Annotated in this window: 15 protein-coding genes; 5 read left to right on the forward strand and 10 right to left on the reverse strand. The window is 71.2% G+C overall.

What is annotated here, in order from left to right:
- Window positions 1-18 precede the first annotated feature (18 nt).
- From ACWGJM_RS41410 to ACWGJM_RS41430, 5 genes are all read right to left on the reverse strand, one after another.
- Window positions 19-369 (reverse strand): hypothetical protein, encoded by a 351-nt coding sequence (locus ACWGJM_RS41410; protein ID WP_453416916.1) that lies wholly within the window; start codon window positions 367-369, stop codon window positions 19-21.
- A 103-nt stretch (window positions 370-472) separates the two neighbouring features.
- Window positions 473-2143: an alkaline phosphatase D family protein gene (locus ACWGJM_RS41415; protein WP_453416917.1), complete on the reverse strand. Its 1671-nt coding sequence runs from the start codon at window positions 2141-2143 to the stop codon at window positions 473-475.
- A gap of 92 nt (window positions 2144-2235) precedes the next feature.
- Window positions 2236-3045 carry a thioredoxin domain-containing protein gene (locus tag ACWGJM_RS41420; protein ID WP_453416918.1) on the reverse strand — a complete coding sequence of 270 codons (810 nt, stop codon included), beginning with the start codon at window positions 3043-3045 and terminating at the stop codon, window positions 2236-2238.
- 77 nt (window positions 3046-3122) lie between these two features.
- Window positions 3123-3866, reverse strand: coding sequence for a hypothetical protein (locus ACWGJM_RS41425; protein ID WP_453416919.1), 744 nt, complete (start codon window positions 3864-3866; stop codon window positions 3123-3125).
- Between the two features lie 67 nt (window positions 3867-3933).
- Window positions 3934-5259, reverse strand: coding sequence for a DUF2252 domain-containing protein (locus ACWGJM_RS41430; RefSeq protein WP_453416920.1), 1326 nt, complete (start codon window positions 5257-5259; stop codon window positions 3934-3936).
- Window positions 5260-5452: 193 nt separating this feature from the next.
- On the opposite strand from ACWGJM_RS41430, the gene dnaE reads away from it, so the two are divergent.
- Window positions 5453-8992, forward strand: a complete 3540-nt coding sequence (gene dnaE / locus ACWGJM_RS41435; RefSeq protein ID WP_453416921.1) for a DNA polymerase III subunit alpha — start codon at window positions 5453-5455, stop codon at window positions 8990-8992.
- 128 nt (window positions 8993-9120) lie between these two features.
- Here dnaE and ACWGJM_RS41440 read toward each other — a convergent pair whose 3' ends face one another.
- Window positions 9121-9300 (reverse strand): hypothetical protein, encoded by a 180-nt coding sequence (locus ACWGJM_RS41440; RefSeq protein ID WP_453416922.1) that lies wholly within the window; start codon window positions 9298-9300, stop codon window positions 9121-9123.
- A gap of 225 nt (window positions 9301-9525) precedes the next feature.
- On the opposite strand from ACWGJM_RS41440, the gene ACWGJM_RS41445 reads away from it, so the two are divergent.
- From ACWGJM_RS41445 to ACWGJM_RS41460, 4 genes are all read left to right on the forward strand, one after another.
- Window positions 9526-10746, forward strand: coding sequence for an NYN domain-containing protein (locus ACWGJM_RS41445; RefSeq protein ID WP_453416923.1), 1221 nt, complete (start codon window positions 9526-9528; stop codon window positions 10744-10746).
- 106 nt (window positions 10747-10852) lie between these two features.
- The gene (locus ACWGJM_RS41450; protein ID WP_453416942.1) at window positions 10853-11827 is read left to right on the forward strand and encodes an ABC transporter ATP-binding protein; all 975 of its coding nucleotides are present in this window, start codon (window positions 10853-10855) and stop codon (window positions 11825-11827) included.
- A 74-nt stretch (window positions 11828-11901) separates the two neighbouring features.
- On the forward strand, window positions 11902-12723 hold the full coding sequence (locus ACWGJM_RS41455) for an ABC transporter permease (protein WP_453416943.1): 822 nt from the start codon (window positions 11902-11904) through the stop codon (window positions 12721-12723).
- A 34-nt stretch (window positions 12724-12757) separates the two neighbouring features.
- On the forward strand, window positions 12758-13417 hold the full coding sequence (locus ACWGJM_RS41460) for an AAA family ATPase (protein ID WP_453416924.1): 660 nt from the start codon (window positions 12758-12760) through the stop codon (window positions 13415-13417).
- Window positions 13418-13642: 225 nt separating this feature from the next.
- Here ACWGJM_RS41460 and ybaK read toward each other — a convergent pair whose 3' ends face one another.
- The 4 genes from ybaK to ACWGJM_RS41480 form a co-directional block, all read right to left on the reverse strand.
- On the reverse strand, window positions 13643-14146 hold the full coding sequence (gene ybaK / locus ACWGJM_RS41465) for a Cys-tRNA(Pro) deacylase (protein ID WP_453416925.1): 504 nt from the start codon (window positions 14144-14146) through the stop codon (window positions 13643-13645).
- A gap of 14 nt (window positions 14147-14160) precedes the next feature.
- Window positions 14161-14901 carry an LON peptidase substrate-binding domain-containing protein gene (locus tag ACWGJM_RS41470; protein ID WP_453416926.1) on the reverse strand — a complete coding sequence of 247 codons (741 nt, stop codon included), beginning with the start codon at window positions 14899-14901 and terminating at the stop codon, window positions 14161-14163.
- 9 nt (window positions 14902-14910) lie between these two features.
- On the reverse strand, window positions 14911-15960 hold the full coding sequence (locus ACWGJM_RS41475; protein WP_453416927.1) for a hypothetical protein: 1050 nt from the start codon (window positions 15958-15960) through the stop codon (window positions 14911-14913).
- Window positions 15961-16121: 161 nt separating this feature from the next.
- Window positions 16122-17699 (reverse strand): oxidoreductase, encoded by a 1578-nt coding sequence (locus ACWGJM_RS41480; protein ID WP_453416928.1) that lies wholly within the window; start codon window positions 17697-17699, stop codon window positions 16122-16124.
- Window positions 17700-17812 lie beyond the last annotated feature (113 nt).

The following is a 17812-nucleotide window of genomic DNA, read 5'->3' on the forward strand; positions in this document are numbered from 1 at the left end:
TGGGCCAGGCCACCGGGGCTAGCCCGGGAAGCACTCCTTGGGGTTGTGCACCAGCGACTCGAAGTGCCCGGAGTACACCCAGGCCGTCGGCTTCGAGTTGTAGAGCCGGAACCACAGGGCCCCCGAGGGGGTGTGGCGGGTCGAGCACTGGATGCGCAGGGTCGTCTTGAACGGCTCCGTGCGGAACCTGTGCGACGAGGAGGTGGGCTCCGCGTAGATGGGGGCACCGTTCCTGTCCAGCACGGTCAGATTGACGAAGGCCGGTGCTGCCGAGACCTCCGTCGCCTGAGCGACGGAGGCGAGCCCGGCGAGCGTCATGGCAGCGGCAATCGTCGCGGTCTTCTTCAAGACACCTTGGGGGGTGGCCATGTGACTCCAATCATGAACAGACCTGACGGGCCGCCAGGTAGAGCGACCCGCCAACGTGTTCGATGCCGGAAAGATCTCCTCGGTTGCTCCGGGCGTTGGTTCCCTACACAGGGTCGTAGGTGCGCTCGACCTTCTGCGTGCCGCTACGGGTGCGGTACGAACGGGCCCAGGAAGCGGTCGCGTTCGGGCTCGTGCGGTCGGACAGGACGTAGTAGTCCATCTGCGCGCGGTCGGCGGTGATGTCCAGCACGCCGTAGCCGTGGCGGTCGGTGTCGACCCAGTGGACGTGCCGGTTGGCGGCCTCGATGACCGGCGCGGCGATGGTGGAGACGGTGCCCTCGGGGACCTTCATGATGTCGTCGAGGTTGTCCGAGGTGACCGAGGTGATCACGAACTCGGTGGCCGCCGACGGCGACAGCGGGTAGGTGCCCGCGTCCACCGGCACGTCGTTGGCCCAGGACATGTGGATGTCACCGGTCAGGAAGACGGTGTTGCCGATGGCGTTCGACCGCAGGTGGTCGAGAAGCTCGCGGCGGTCGTCGGTGTAGCCGTCCCACTGGTCGGTGTTGACGCCGATGCCGTCCTGCGGCAGCCCGAGCAACTTGGCCAGCGGCTTGAGCAGGTCGGCGGTGAGCGAGCCGATGACGAACGGCGCGATCATCACCGAGTTGCCGACGAGCCGCCACTTCGTGTCGGAGGCCTTGAGACCCGCCTTGAGCCAGTCGAGCTGGGCGCGGCCGGTGATCGTGCGGTTCGGGTCGTCCACCGAGCCGCTGCCCGTGGACGCCTGCTGGGAGCGGAAGGAGCGCAGGTCCAGCAGCGACAGGTCGGCGAGCTTGCCGAAGCGCAGCCGCCGGTAGGTGGTGCCCGCGATCGCCGGGCGGACCGGCATCCACTCGAAGTACGCCTGCCGCGCGGCGGCCTGACGGGCACTCCAGGTGCCCTCGGCGCCCTCGGTGTGGTTGACCGCGCCGCCGGACCAGGCGTTGTCGGCGAACTCGTGGTCGTCCCAGATGGCGATGACCGGCGCCTTCAGGTGCAGTGCCTGTAGGTCGGGGTCGGTCTTGTACTTCGCGTGCCGGACGCGGTAGTCGGCGAGTGTGATGATCTCGTTCGTGGGTGCGTGCTGGCGCACGACCGTGCCCCGGGCCGCGTACTCGCCCGACTTGTACTCGTAGATGTAGTCGCCCAGGTGCAGCCAGGCGTCCAGGTCGTTACGGGCCGCGAGGTGCCGGTAGGCGGAGAAGTAACCCGCTTCCCAGTTGGCGCAGGTGGCCACGCCGAAACGCAGGCCGGAGACGGCCGCGTCCGCCGCCGGGGCGGTGCGGGTGCGCGCCACCGGGGAGTCGGCGCCGCCGGCCGAGAACCGGAACCAGTAGTCGGTCGCCGGTTCCAGGCCGCGGATGTCGGCCTTCACGGTGTGGTCGGAGGCCGCCGTCGCGGTGATGGAGCCCTTGGTGACGATGCTGGTGAACGCCTTGTCCTTGGCGACGACCCAGTTCACCTCGGTGTCCGGGCCGGTTCCGGAGCCGGGTATCGCCTCCGGGACCGGGGTCACCCGGGTCCACAGCAGGATGCCGTCGGGCAGCGGGTCACCGGAGGCGACACCGTGCAGGAAGGCGGGAGCCTGGTCGGCGGCGCGCGCCGGAAGGGCGGCGGCGAGCGGGCCGGCCAGGACAGCGGTCGCCGCCGCGGCCTTGACGACCGTACGGCGGCGGGGAGAGAGGGACTTGAGACCCTCGGCAGCGTCGGATGATCTGTAGCGACTGGTCACGACCGATTAGGTTACTGATCGGTACGTGCGAGAGCGGGCGAACTCCGGAAGTTCGCCCGCTCTTCATGTGGAGGCCGGTCTTCGAGGAGCCGTCAGCCCTTGAGGGCCGCGTCCACCACCTTGTTGAAGTCGGCCACCGTCAGAAGCGGACTGCCCCCGTTGAGCTGCTTGCCGTCCATGACGAAGCCCGGAGTGCCGGTCACGCCGTCCTTGTTGTCGTCGAAGGTCTTCGACATAGCCATCGCCCAGGCGTCGTAGGTGCCCTTCTTGACCGCGTCCTGGAACTTCGCGTTGTTCTTCAGCGCGGGAACCGTGTTGGCGACCTTGATGAGGTAGCTGTCGTCCTTGAACTTGTCGGCCTTCTCGTCCGGGTGCCACTTCGCGGAGTACAGCGCGGACTTGTACTCGAGGAACGCCTCGGGGCTGATGTTCAGCGCGGCGCCCAGGGCGCTCAGCGCGTTCTTCGACCCGACGCCGTTGTCCTTGTTGTCGATGAACGTGGCGCCGACGTACTGGAACTTGAACTTGCCGTCGTCGATGTCCTTCTTCACCGTCGAACCGACGGCCTGCTCGAACGCGGCGCACACGGGGCAGCGCGGGTCCTCGTAGATCTTGAGGGTCTTCTTGGCGGTGTCCTTGCCGATGACGACCGTCGTGCCCTTGGTGCCCGTGGTGTTGGCCGGGGCGACGACCTTGGCGTCCTTCAGCCCCGCCCAGTAGGTGGGCTTGTTGGCCTGGACGACGGCGTAGCCTATGCCGCCGGCCGCCGCCAGGACGGCCACGACCGAGCCGGCCACGATGGCCTGCCGCTTGGCCTTGGCGCGCTTCGCCTGGCGCTCGCGCTCCTGGCGCAGCCGCTCCCGGGCCGCCGTCTTGGCCGCCGCACTGTTCCGCTTGCTCATGTCGGTGTTCTCCAAAGGGGACGCGCACAGGTCGTACGCGGGATACGTGTGGGGGACTGTTCGTGCTCAGGTGTCGCTCAGGGGAAGGCGACCGAGCACGGCGGTCCACGCCGTCCCAGGGAGAACACGAGGAGCCGGTCCCGGGCGATGGCCGTACGGGCGTGCGGGGTCCGTACCCGCCGCACCGCCGCCGGATCCGGCCGGACGGCCACCGCGGCCACCGCAAGCAGCAGCGGCCGGAACGTGGTCGCGGTCACCGCGCGCACCAGCTGGGCCAGCGCCCGCTCGCCCCGGCGCAGCCAGGCGGCGGCCAGCAGGCCGACGCCGACATGCGCGGCCAGCAGCAACCAGGCGGTCGCCGGATCGGCGTGGGCGAGCAGGGCGGCGAGCCGGTCGGTGCCGGCCCACCCGTCACCCGACCACCACCCCTCATGGAGGCGCTCCGCGCCGCTCCTGTTCCATTGGGCCAGCGGAGCGCCCACGCCGGCGCCGTTGCCGCACAGCACGTCCCAGCCGACCGAACGCAGCGGACCCGCGACGGGGCCGCCGGCGCGGCCGTAGCAGACGTGCTGGCCGGTGGTGAAGACGGTGTCGGCGGTCAGTTCCAGCGGGATCAGCACGGCGGCGATCCGGCCGAAGCCGCGCTCGCGGCCCGCGAGGGCGTACGCGAGGAGGAACACGGCGACCGCGACCGCGGCCACCGTGTTCACCGGCAGCGGGACCCGGGACAGCAGCACGTGCGACGCGCTGCTGAGCGTCACGACCAGTGCCGTGAACAGCGCCGCGCGTACGGCTCTGAGCTGGATCCCGGATATGTCCATAGCGGGGAGAGTGTGTCATGTGCCGCTGTAAGAGACCCCTAAAAGGTACCTGTGAGCGGCCCGTCGGTCACAGACCCGGAATGCGGCCGTTGCGGAAGAGGTCGACGAAGATCTGGTGGTCGGCACGCGCGCGTGCGCCGTAGCCGTGCGCGAAGTCGGTCAGCAGGTCCGCGAAGCCCTCCTCGTCGGCCGCGATCGCCGCGTCGATGGCCCGCTCGGTGGAGAACGGCACCAGGGACTCGCCGGAGGTGTCGTCCGCCGCCGCGTGCATGGTGGCGGTGGCCCGGCCCAGGTCGGCGACGACGGCCGCGATCTCCTCCGGGTCGTCGATGTCGCTCCAGTCCAGGTCGACGGCGTACGGCGACACCTCGGCGACCAGCTGGCCCGTCCCGTCGAGCTCCGTCCAGCCCAGCCACGGGTCGGCGTGCGCCTGGAGGGCGCGCTGGGAGATCACCGTGCGGTGGCCCTCGTGCTGGAAGTAGTCCCGGATCGCCGGGTCCGTGACGTGCCTGGAGACGGCCGGGGTCTGGGCCTGCTTGATGTAGATCACGACGTCGTTCTCCAGGGCGTCGCTGTGACCCTCCAGCAGGATGTTGTACGACGGCAGCCCGGCCGACCCGATGCCGATGCCGCGCCGCCCGACGACGTCCTTGACCCGGTACGAGTCCGGGCGGGCCAGCGAGGTCTCCGGCAGCGTCTCCAGGTAGCCGTCGAAGGCCGCCAGCACCTTGTAGCGGGTCGCCGCGTCCAGCTCGATGGAGCCGCCGCCCGGGGCGAAGCGGCGCTCGAAGTCCCGGATCTCGGTCATCGAGTCCAGCAGCCCGAAACGGGTGAGGGAGCGCGCGTCACGCAGCGCGTCCAGCAGGGCACCCTGCGCCGTGTCCAGCGTGAAGGGCGGCACCTCGTCGCTCTTGGCACCGGTCGCCAGGGCGTGGACGCGCTCGCGGTAGGCGGCCGCGTAGACCCTGACCAGCTCGGTGATCTGGTCGTCGCCGAGCGCCTTCGCGTACCCGACGAGGGCGATGGAGGCGGAGAAGCGCTTCAGGTCCCAGGTGAAGGGTCCGACGTACGCCTCGTCGAAGTCGTTGACGTTGAAGATGAGCCGGCCGTTGGCGTCCATGTACGTGCCGAAGTTCTCGGCGTGCAGGTCGCCGTGGATCCAGACCCTGGAGGTGCGCTCGTCGAGGTACGGACCGCCACGCTTCTCGGCGTCGAGGTCGTGGTAGAAGAGGCACGCCGTGCCCCGGTAGAACGCGAAGGCCGAGGCCGCCATCTTCCGGAACTTCACGCGGAACGCGGCCGGGTCGGCGGCCAGGAGCTGGCCGAAGGCGGTGTCGAAGACGGCGAGGATCTCCTCGCCGCGCTGCTCGTCGTTGAGCTGGGATACCGACATCGCTGGGTGCCTCCTGGTGCGTCAATGGGTGCGACGGCGTTGCTGCCGTCTCCAACGCACGAAGGTACGCGGGAGTGCCCGGCGAGTGTCAGTCCCGGGGCATAGACTTCGACGCTGTCCCCCAGACTGTCCGCAGTCGGTCCGCAGCCGGTCGGAAGATCGTCGGCGCCTGTTCTCCTTGGAGGCCGAAACCGTGTCAAAGCCGCCCTTCACGCACCTGCACGTCCACACCCAGTACTCGCTGCTGGACGGTGCCGCGCGGCTCAAGGACATGTTCAACGCCTGCAACGAGATGGGCATGACGCACATCGCCATGTCCGACCACGGCAACCTCCACGGGGCGTACGACTTCTTCCACTCCGCGCAGAAGGCCGGAATCACCCCGATCATCGGCATCGAGGCGTATGTCGCCCCCGAGTCCCGGCGCAACAAGCGCAAGATCCAGTGGGGCCAGCCGCACCAGAAGCGGGACGACGTCTCCGGTTCCGGTGGTTACACCCACAAGACGATGTGGGCGGTCAACAAGACCGGCCTGCACAACCTCTTCCGGCTGTCCTCGGACGCGTACGCCGAGGGCTGGCTGCAGAAGTGGCCCCGCATGGACAAGGAGACCATCGCCCAGTGGTCCGAGGGGATCGTCGCCTCCACCGGCTGCCCCTCCGGCGAGGTCCAGACCCGGCTGCGCCTGGGCCAGGAGGAGGAGGCACTCAAGGCGGCGGCGGACTACCAGGACATCTTCGGCAAGGACCGCTACTTCCTGGAGCTGATGGACCACGGGATCGAGATCGAGCACCGGGTGCGCAAGGGCCTGCTGGAGATCGGCAAGAAGCTCGGCATCCCCCCGCTGGTCACCAACGACTCGCACTACACGTACGCGCACGAGGCCGGCGCCCACGACGCGCTGCTGTGCATCCAGACCGGCAAGAACCTCTCCGACCCGGACCGCTTCAAGTTCGACGGCACCGGCTACTACCTGAAGTCCACGGACGAGATGTACGCCATCGACTCCTCGGACGCCTGGCAGGAGGGCTGCGCCAACACGCTGCTCGTCGCCGAGATGGTCGACACGACCGGCATGTTCGAGAAGCGCGACCTCATGCCCAAGTTCGACATCCCCGAGGGCTACACCGAGGTCACCTGGTTCAAGGAGGAGGTCCGCCGCGGCATGGAGCGCCGCTTCCCCGGCGGCATCCCCGAGGACCGCCAGAAGCAGGTCGAGTACGAGATGGACGTCATCATCCAGATGGGGTTCCCGGGCTACTTCCTCGTGGTCGCCGACTTCATCATGTGGGCCAAGAACAACGGCATCGCGGTCGGCCCCGGCCGTGGCTCCGCGGCCGGTTCGATCGTCGCGTACGCCATGGGCATCACCGACCTCGACCCGATCCCGCACGGTCTGATCTTCGAGCGGTTCCTCAACCCCGAGCGCGTCTCCATGCCCGACGTCGACATCGACTTCGACGAGCGCCGGCGCGTCGAGGTGATCAGGTACGTGACGGAGAAGTACGGCGCCGACAAGGTCGCCATGATCGGCACCTACGGCAAGATCAAGGCCAAGAACGCCATCAAGGACTCCGCACGTGTGCTGGGTTACCCGTACGCGATGGGTGACCGCCTCACCAAGGCGATGCCCGCCGACGTCCTCGGTAAGGGCATCGACCTCGACGGCATCACCAACCCCTCGCACCCGCGGTACAACGAGGCCGGCGAGATCCGCGGGATGTACGAGAACGAGCCGGACGTGAAGAAGGTCATCGACACCGCCAAGGGCGTCGAGGGCCTGGTCCGGCAGATGGGTGTGCACGCGGCCGGCGTGATCATGTCCAGCGAGCCCATCGTCGACCACGCCCCCATCTGGGTGCGGCACACGGACGGCGTGACCATCACGCAGTGGGACTACCCGCAGTGCGAGTCGCTCGGCCTGCTGAAGATGGACTTCCTCGGGCTGCGCAACCTGACGATCATGGACGACGCCGTCAAGATGGTGAAGTCCAACAAGGGCATCGACCTCGACCTGCTGGCACTGCCGCTCGACGATCCGAAGACCTTCGAACTCCTCCAGCGCGGTGACACCCTCGGCGTCTTCCAGTTCGACGGCGGCCCCATGCGCTCGCTGCTGCGCCTGATGAAGCCCGACAACTTCGAAGACATCTCCGCCGTCTCCGCGCTCTACCGTCCGGGCCCCATGGGCATGGACTCGCACACCAACTACGCGCTGCGCAAGAACAAGCTCCAGGAGATCACTCCGATCCACAAGGAGCTGGAGGAGCCCCTCGAAGAGGTCCTGGCCGTCACCTACGGCCTGATCGTCTACCAGGAGCAGGTGCAGAAGGCCGCCCAGATCATCGCCGGGTACTCGCTCGGCGAGGCCGACATCCTCCGCCGCGTGATGGGCAAGAAGAAGCCCGACGAGCTGGCGAAGAACTTCACCATCTTCCAGGCCGGAGCGAAGAAGAACGGCTACAGCGACGAGGCGATCCAGGCACTGTGGGACGTGCTGGTCCCCTTCGCCGGCTACGCCTTCAACAAGGCGCACTCCGCCGCGTACGGACTGGTCTCGTACTGGACCGCCTACCTGAAGGCGAACCACCCCGCCGAGTACATGGCCGGACTGCTCACCTCGGTCAAGGACGACAAGGACAAGTCGGCCGTCTACCTCAACGAGTGCCGGCGCATGGGCATCAAGGTGCTCCCGCCGAACGTCAACGAGTCGGTGCACAACTTCGCCGCGCAGGGCGACGACGTGATCCTCTTCGGCCTCGAAGCCGTGCGCAACGTCGGCACCAACGTGGTGGAGTCGATCATCAGGAGCCGCAAGGCCAAGGGCAAGTACGCCTCCTTCCCCGACTACCTCGACAAGGTCGAGGCGGTCGCCTGCAACAAGCGCACCACGGAGTCGCTGATCAAGGCGGGCGCTTTCGACACCCTGGGACACACCCGCAAGGGCCTCACCGCGCAGTACGAGCCGATGATCGACAACGTGGTCGCGGTCAAGCGCAAGGAGGCCGAGGGCCAGTTCGACCTCTTCGGCGGCATGGGCGAGGAGGAGAGCAGCGAGCCCGGCTTCGGACTCGACGTGGAGTTCACCACCGAGGAGTGGGACAAGACCTATCTGCTCGCCCAGGAGCGGGAGATGCTCGGTCTGTACGTCTCCGACCACCCGCTCTTCGGCCTGGAGCACGTGCTGTCCGACAAGGCCGACGCGGGCATCGCCCAGCTCACCGGCGGCGAGCACGCGGACGGCGCGGTGGTCACCATCGGCGGCATCATCTCGGGCCTTCAGCGAAAGATGACCAAGCAGGGCAACGCCTGGGCGATCGCCACCGTGGAGGACCTCGCCGGTTCCATCGAGTGCATGTTCTTCCCGGCGACCTACCAGCTCGTGTCGACCCAACTCGTCGAGGACGCGGTCGTCTTCGTCAAGGGCCGCCTCGACAAACGCGAGGACGTGCCCCGGCTGGTCGCCATGGAACTTCAGGTCCCGGACCTGTCGAACGCCGGCACCAACGCGCCGGTGATCCTCACCATCCCGGCCACGAGGGTCACCCCGCCGATGGTCAGCCGCCTCGGCGAGATCCTCAGCCACCACAAGGGCGAGAGCGAGGTCCGCATCAAGCTCCAGGGCCCGCGCAAGACGACGGTCCTGCGCCTGGACCGGCACCGCGTGAAGCCGGACCCGGCGCTCTTCGGCGACCTCAAGGTGCTGCTCGGGCCGTCGTGTCTCGCGGGTTGAGTCTCGCGGGTCGAGCGGCCCGGACAGGCCCCGGGTGCGCGGCCGGGCGTGCGACGTGAACGAGGGGCGTGTCCGCGATCGGATACGCCCCTCGTCCGTGCCTGGGCTCAAAGGCCCGTGCGCCGGTCTCAGTTGTGGCCGAAGCGCTTGTGCTGCTTACGTGCGACATTCGCCGGGCTGCCCGGTACGTGCGCCATCTCGGGATCGTGCGCCTCCGGGGCACGCTGCGCGTGCTCCTGCGGCTGCTCGGCCTGCGAGGAGCGGTTCTTCGGGCCGGCCTGCTTGCGGTTGTTCTTGTTCTTGGCCATGGTGATCTGCCTCCTGAAGGGGATCTAGGGGCCAGGGCCGCCATCAGATTCACATAGGCTGACAATGAACGCATTCCGGATAATTACCGTCTGTGACAGGCTTGTCGGAGCGCACGACCCCGAAACGCCACGCCGAAGATCGAGTTCGGGCCGTTAACCCCCGTACGGTCGGGCAGACTCGAATGAAGCCGCAAGCAGAAACCTCCCGGGAAGAAGGTGAGTCGCGTGGACCGCTGCATCGTCCTGGTGGACGCCGGGTACTTGCTGGGGGCCGCAGCCAGCCTCCTCGCCGGAGAGCCCTCACGGTCCCGGATCACCGTCGACCACACCGCCCTCATCCAGGCGCTGCGCGAGCGAGCGGAGGCCGACACCGAACGCCCCCTGCTGCGTATCTACTGGTTCGACGGCGCCCCCGACCGCGTCCCCCAGCCGGAGCACCGCCGGCTGCGCGTGATGCCCCGGGTCACCGTCCGGCTCGGCGCGCTGACCCGCAGCGACGGACGCTGGGCGCAGAAGGGCGTGGACGCCGCCATGCACGCCGAGCTCACCGAGCTCGCCCGCAACGGCGCCTGCTCCGACGTCGTCCTGGTCACCGGCGACGGCGACCTGCTGCCGGGCATGATGGCCGCCAAGGAGCACGGCGTCGCCGTCCACCTGTGGGCCGTACAGGCCGCCGACGGCGACTACAACCAGTCCGAGGACCTGGTCGCCGAGGCCGACGAGCGGCGCGTGCTGGACCGGGCCTGGATCACGCAGGCTGTACGGGCCAAGGAGCTCACCGGCATCTGCGCACCGCCGCCCGCGCCCCGCCCGGAGATCGCCGCCATCCTCTCCGCGCCGCTGCCCGAGTCCGCGCTGGCCGCCGGGCCCGAGCGGCCCGCCGAGGAGGGCGAGCGCACGTCGGCCGCCCCCGCCGCGCAGAACGGCGCGCAGGAGCGGGTGCCCGCGGCCAAGGGCGTACCCACTCCCAAGGACCTCGCCGCGCTGCGCGCGCCCGGCGCGCAGACCACGCAGCATCCGGCCACGGCCACCCTGCGCTGGTCCTCCGACAAGGGCTGGGTGGACCGGCCGGGCGTGGTGGCCGAGCCGCCGGAGGTCGCGTCCATGCCGACGCTGGCCCAGCTGACCACCGCCGAGCAGCGGTGGGCCGACCGCGAGGAGGACATCACCACGGTCGGCGGGGACCCGTACGAGGTCGGGCAGGTCTTCGCCCGGCGGTGGATCTCCCGCCTGGGCGACCAGATCCACCTGCCGAAACTCTCCGCGATGTACCCGCGCATCCCGCACCGCATCGACGGCGAGCTGCTGCGCTACGCGGCCCGCTTCGGCCTCCTCGCCCACAAGGACGACCAGATCGACGAGCACGACCGGTACGCCATTCGGGCGGGGTTCTGGCGGGAGATCGACGTACCCGCGGCCACGGAGCAGGCGCCGGCCGGGGAGTGAGCCCCCGCTCGCCAGGCCCCAAAGGCGAGTAAAGGGCCCGGACGGCGTACTCTCGTCCCTTGTGAGTACGCGCGTGGCACAGGCACTTCGGCATCCGGATGACGTGGTGTGCGCCGTGCGCGGACTGACCAAGACCTATCCGGCCGTGCGCGGTCGGCGCGGCGCGCCCGGGACCCCGGAGGTCCGCGCCACCGATGACGTGGCGCTCGACGTCCGCCGCGGCGAGATCTTCGGGCTGCTCGGGCCGAACGGCGCCGGCAAGTCCACCCTCGTACGGCAGCTCACCGGACTGCTGCGGCCGGACGCCGGCAGCGTCGAACTGCTCGGCCACGACATCGTGCGGCACCCGGAGCGGGCCTCGCGCATCCTCGCCTACCTCGGCCAGGAGTCGACCGCCCTCGACGAGCTGACCGTCTCCCTCGCCGTGGAGACCACCGGACGCCTGCGCGGCCTGGACGCGGCGCGGGCCCGGGCCGAGCGGGACGCCGTGCTGGAGGAGCTGGGGCTGGCCCCGATCGCCGGGCGGGCGCTGAAGAAGCTGTCCGGCGGCCAGCGGCGGCTCGCCTGCTTCGCCGCCACCCTGGTCGGGGAGCGCCCGCTGCTGGTGCTCGACGAGCCGACCACCGGCATGGACCCGGTGGCGCGGCGCGCGGTCTGGGACGCCGTCGACCGGCGGCGGGCCGAGCGCGGCACGACCGTGCTGCTCGTCACCCACAACGTCATCGAGGCCGAGACCGTCCTGGACCGGGTCGCCGTCCTGGACCAGGGCCGGGTCATCGCCTGCGACACCCCCGCCGGGCTCAAGGAACGCGTGGCGGGCGAGGTGCGGGTGGAACTGGTGTGGCGGGAACAGGCGCCTCTGGAGGTGCCGGAGGTCGCCGTGCTGCGCGAGCGGGCCGTGGAGGCCGGGCGCCGCTGGACTTTGCGGCTCGCGCCCGAGGAGGCCCGCGCGGCCGTCGCCACGGTCACCGGCGGGGCCGCCTTCGCCGCACTGGACGACTTCACCCTCGCCACGCCGAGCCTGGAGGACGTGTACCTGGCACTGGGCGGTGCCGCGCGGCAGGGTTTGGTGAAGGCGTGAGCACGCGAGGCGCCGCATCCGTACGGTCCCCCGAAGGACGGCTCGGCCGCCGCAGGGAAGAGGAGCAGCTCGACGTGAGTGCCGTATCCGCGCAGTCTCCCGCGGGGAGGGCCGTGTCCGTGCCGGAGCCGGCGACGGGCGCGGCCGGGCTGGGGCCGCGCGCGCGACTGTGGCCGTCGATGGCCGCCGTGTACCGGGCGCAGCTGTCCCGGGCCCGGGTGGCGCGGATACCGCTGCTGTTCGTGGCGACCTTCCAGTCCGTCGGCATCATGATCATGATGCGGGGGGTGGTGGACACCCGGGGCGAGGCCCAGTCCGTGGTGGCCGGGTCGTCGGTCGTCGTCGTCGCGTACGTCGCGCTGAACCTGCTGGCCCAGTACTTCGGGCAACTGCGGGCCGGCGGCGGGCTCGACCACTACGCCACGCTGCCGGTGCCGCCGGCGGCGGTGGTGCTGGGCGCGGCGGGGGCGTACGCGTCCTTCACCGTGCCCGGGACCCTGGTGACCGCCGTGTTCGGCTGCGCGCTGTTCGGGCTGCCGCTGGGCAACCTCTGGATCCTCGTCGCGGTGATCCCGCTCGCGGGCGCCGCGCTCGCCGGGCTCGGCGCGGCCTGCGGGCTGCTCGCGCCGCGGCCCGAACTGGCCACGCTGCTGGGGCAGCTCGGCATGTCGGCGGCGCTGCTCCTCGGCGTGCTGCCGCCGGACCGGATGCCGGAGCTCGTACGGCTGGCCCGCGACCTGCTGCCGTCCACGTACGGCGTCGAGGCGTACGCGCGGACCTTCGGGGCGCGTCCCCACTGGGCGTTCGTCGCCGGTGACCTGGGCGTGTGCGCCGGGGTCGGGGTGGTGTCGCTGGCCCTGGCGACCTGGGCGTACCGCCGGGCCGCCGTCCGGTGACGCGCCGCACAGGGCGACCTGGCACGATGTCAGGGTGACCGCACCACTGACTCCGCCTCCGCCGCCGCACGAACCGTCCCCGCACCAGGACCGGCAGGGCGCGCAGCCCGCCGGGTCCGCGGGAGCAGCCTACGAACAGGACGGCCCCGGGATGAAGACCGAAGTGCGGGAGGCCGCCGTGATCACGGTGGCGATGGCGCTCGGTGGGGTGCTGCTCGGGCTGCTGTGGCTGTGGCTCACGCCGCACGTGCCGCTGGTCGGTGACGAGAGCGGGAAGAACTGGATCGTCTACCTCAAGGACACCGAAGGGGAGCAGGCGATCGGGGTCGACGGAACGTTCACGCTGCTGGCGCTGGCCTTCGGGGCGGTCAGTGCGGTCGTCGTCTTTCTGCTGCGGCGGCGTGGAGGTGTGCCGCTGGTGGTCGCGCTGACCGTCGGGGGTGTGCTGGGGTCGCTGCTGGCGTGGCGGCTCGGGGTGTGGCTCGGGCCGGAGAAGGACGTCCTTGCCCATGCCAGGTCCGTGGGGAAGGGCGTGGCCTTCTCGGCGCCGCTGAAGCTGGGCGCCAAGGGGGCGTTGCTGGCGTGGTCGGTGGCCGCGGTGCTGGTTCATCTGGGGCTGACGGCGCTGTTCGGTCCGCGGGATCCTGATCCGTACCAGGAGGGCCCGTACGGGGCGCCGCCCGCGCAGGGCTGACCGCCGGGCTGCTCTCGCCCCCGCCGCCCCCACCCCTTCCCCGTCCCCAGGGGCTCCGCCCCTTCGACCCCGCCGGGGCTTCGCCCCGGACCCCATCGGCCTGAAGGGCCTCGTCCTCAAACGCCGGACGGGCTGGAAGTGGGGGCGAGCCCCCAGCTCAGGCTGACCGCCTCGGCAGCGAAGGCCGGACGGGCTGGGAGGGGGCCGCGCCTACCTGACCGGAGGTCAGCCGCGGCCGATGGGGGCCAGGACGGCCTCCGTGAGGGTGGTCAGGTCGGTGGGGGTGAGTTCGACCTCCAGGCCCCGGCGGCCGGCCGAGACGCAGATCGTGGGGTGGGCGGTCGCCGAGTCGTCGAGGACCGTGGGGAGCTTCTTGCGCTGGCCCAGGGGGGAGATGCCGCCGCGGACGTAACCGGTGGTGCGTTCCGCGTGGGCCGGGTCCGCCATGGCCGCGCGTTTGCCGCCGACCGCCGCCGCCAGGGCCTTGAGGTCGAGGGAGCCCGCCACCGGGACCACGGCGACCGTCAGGGTGCCGTCGACGTCCGCGATCAGGGTCTTGAAGACACGCTCCGGGGAGACGCCCATCGCCTCGGCGGCCTCCTCGCCGTAGGAGGGGTGGGACGGGTCGTGGTCGTAGGCGTGGACCGTGTAGTCCACGCCCGCCGCCGTCAGGGCCACCGTCGCGGGGGTGCCGCCCGGCTGCTGCTGTTTCTTCGACTTCTTAGCCATGGAGGGTCCGGGCCTCAGTTCAGACTCGTCGGGCCGCGCGTCAGGTCCGCCGCCGGCAGTGACGGCAGATTACGGATGATGGCCGTCTCCGCGCGAAGGAGTTTCAGCTCGTCGCGCAGGCGGGACGCGGTGTCCGGGGCCTGGAGCAGACGCTGCTTCGTCGGGGTGTCGAGCATCATCGCCGCCGCGACCAGGTAGGAGACGACGGCCGGCTCGTCCGGCAGGTCCGCACCCGTGGACAGCGAGCGCTCCCGCGCGCCCGCCAGCCGCTTCTGGTACTGGCGGAACGCCCGCAGCACGCCCTCGGCCAGCGCACCCGCCTCGTCGCCCGGGTCCTCCGCCAGCTCCTCCAGCTCGGCGGTCAGGAACGGACCCGACGCGTCCACGGACAGCAGCCGTACCCGGGTGGTACCGGTCGCCAGCACCTCGAAGGTGCCGTCGGCCCGCTCCCGGACGGTCGCGGCGTCCGCCACGCAGCCCACGGCGTGGAACGCCCGGGTGGGGTCGGCGCCGAAGCCCGCGGCGGGTCCGCGTTCGGGCAGGGCGGTCGGGTCCGGCATGCCCGGGGCGCTCGGCGCCACTTCGTGGCCGTCGCGGATCGCCACTACGGCGAAGCGGCGCGGCTCTTCCTCGGGCGTCTTCAGCAGCTCGCGCATCATGGCGCGGTACCGCTCCTCGAAGACGTTGAGGGGGAGCACCAGGCCCGGGAACAGTACCGAGTTCAGCGGGAAGAGGGGGAGACGGACGGTGGTCACGGCGCCACCCTAATGGTCACCGGCACGGACGTGTCCGCGGAGCTCACTCCGCGGTCGCAGCGGGGCCGGGGCCGACCCGGTCCGGCCGGTGCGGGGGGCCGCCGTCCGGAGTTCCTCGCGCAGCCGCAGGAAGTGGCCGAGCGGGTCGTCGGAGGCCCGGTCCCAGGGGAAGGAGGTGGCGTACGGGCCGATCAGCCGGAGCTGGGTACGGGCGTCCTCCCGGCGGCCCAGCCGCAGGAGCACGTAGGTGAGCTTGTTGCGGATCTCGGCGGGCCAGGGGTCGGCCGCCGGGAACCGGCCGGAGAGCGCGATCGCCCGGTCGGCCGCCGCGTCCAGCCGCTCCCGCGGCACCTCGGGTCCGCAGCCGTCGGTCAGGTAGCCGAGGGCCGCCCGCGCGGGCAGCGCCTGGACGAGCGAGTCCGCCGGGGCGTCCTGCGCGGCCAGGTCGGCGAAGTCGAAGCACTCGCGGTGCGAGCCGTGCCACGAGGCGGCCAGATAGCGCAGGGCCGCCACATGGCAGCCGTAGTGGTGCGGGGCGCGCCGGACCGCCGCCTCCCACAGCTCCTCGAAGTACCGGTGGCCGGCCCGGGACCCGCGCGCGTGGTCCAGCGCGAGCCGCCACGGCACCGGGTCCCGGTCGTCGCCCCGGGCGGCGGCCGTGATCAGCGGGCTCAGCTCGCGCAGCAGCTCGCTGCGGGCCGGCGAGGGCCAGGCCCGGTCCACCGCCAGCTGGGCCGCCACCAGCAGTCCGTCGGGGTCGTCGGGGGCGGCCTTGCGCCACTCCTCGAACCACTCGGAGCGCGAACGGGCGAAGCCGGCCAGGCGCCGCGTGTACCGGTCGCGGTTCTCCCACTCGGCGGCCGCTCGCGTGGCGGCCAGCAGCTCGGCGGCGGCGCGGTACTCGCCGCTCCCGGCCGCGACGAGGGCGGGGCCGAGGCGGTCGTCGGGCGCGTCGAGCAGCACCTCGTCATCGACCGGCGGTCCGGCCGGACGCGAGGGGGTCCTTTTCATCCGGGTGGGGCGGATGAACGGGGGCAGCAGAGCCATGGTGTCGACCATTGAAAGACCGCAGGTCGACGACGCGCCAGCCCCTACGGCAAGGCCGAGGAAAGTTGTACGCCGCCCGGTCAAGGACCGGTAAAAGTTGATTAGAGTTCAACTACTGATCGGTACCTGCCAAGCCGCCGGAGGCTCCGGGCCGGGAAGGGCCCCGGATCCGGTCAGCTCCGCCGCAGCAGCCGCGTCGCTCCCGCCGCCACCGTCGTCGCCAGGACCCAGCCCAGCAGCACCATCGCCGCCGCCAGCCACTGCCAGCCGCCGCGCAGCTGCCACTGGCCCGCCTGGCCCAGGTCGATGACCGGCAGCAGCAGGTCCAGGGCGAACAGCGCCGGGCTCCAGGCCGGGTGGCCGCCGGAGTTCATCGGCGGATGGCTGGCGTGCGCGAAGGCGAGCGTGCCCGCCGCCCACAGCACCGCCATCCACACGGCGGCCCGGCCGGGCCGGTACCCGTAGGCGACCGTCCAGTCCTGCGCGTACCCCCAGAGCTTGGCGGCCAGCGGCAGGGTCTCGCGGCGGCGGCGCTGCTTGGCGAGCAGCACCTCGCGCGCGTCCTCGTCCTCCCCGGCCCCGCGCAGCACGGCGGCCAGGCGCTCGTACGGCTCGGGGTTGTACTCGGCGGTCGCCGCCGCCACCCAGTCCAGGCGTTCGGTCAGCGGGAACGGGCCCTGCGGCACCAGGCTCTCGTACGTGAAGCCGCCCATGTGCAGACTGCCCGGCCCCGGCCAGCTGGCCGCCCGGTCCACGAGGGTGACCACCCGCACCCCCGACAGCACCACCTTGCCGCGCTGCGGCCGCTCCCCGAGGAAACGCAGCTCGGGCGTCTGCACCCGGCGCAGCGACAGTTCCTGGTCGTCGGTGAAGGCGAACCGGGCCCGCTCGAGGTCGACCGCGTCCCCGAACCGCCCGTCGTCCAGGCGCACCCCGCCCTGGCACTCGAAGCGCTGGACCCGCGTCCCGCGCGCGGGAGTGGTGCCGCTGAGCAGCGGGCTGCCCACGCCGGCCGGGGTCATGTAGAGAGTGCGCTCGACGGTCAGCTGGGGCGCGTTCAGGGCCAGCCGGGAGTAGGGGTTGGCCAGCTTGGCGCCGCGCAGGCTCAGCGACACGCCGACCTTGGCGCTGCGCAGGCTCAGCTCGCCGTGCGACTCCAGGAGCTCCGCCTGGAGGTCCTGGCCGACGGTCATGCCGTCGGCGGCGATCGAGCGGCCGGTGCGGTCCCGGTACACGACCGACTGGTTGAGCAGCAGATCGGTGCCGATGTGCGCGTCGGTGAGCCGGACGCCGTTGTGGAAGCGGCAGCGCGGCAGATGCAGATCGCCCTCGGTGTGCACCCGGGCGGCCTCCAGGCGCGGGACCGCGCAGTCCACCAGGCGCAGGGTCGTGAACCGGGCCTCGGGCACCAGGACCTCCCGGTCGAAGCGGCAGCCCTTCAGTTCCACGTACGGCACCACCGTGCCGCCCGCCAGGTCCAGGGTCCCGCTGATCCGCACGCCGGACAGCTTCAGCGACGACACGCGGCCGGCCAGTGCGGGCGGACCGTCCAGGAGCAGCCAGCACACGATGCGGGCCCGTACGGTCCGCTCGGGCCCCCAGGGATGCCCGCCGTGCGGGTCGTCCACCACGGCGTCCCCGCTGCTCAGGTCGTACGCGCTGCCGTTGCGGAAGGCCTGCCACATCCCGGCCTCGGCGGCGGTCAGGTCGTCCGGCAGGTCCCCGGCGTCCAGGCCGGCCCCCTCGGTCACTGCTCTTCCTTCCTCCTCATCTACTCGTGGGTCGCCCGCTCGTACAGCCGTTCATGCCCGCTGAGTGAGGCCCCGAACGCTAGTGGCGAAGGGGATCTTCCGCGTTCCGGCCA

The sequence above is a fragment of the Streptomyces sp. NPDC054834 genome, assembly GCF_053611185.1.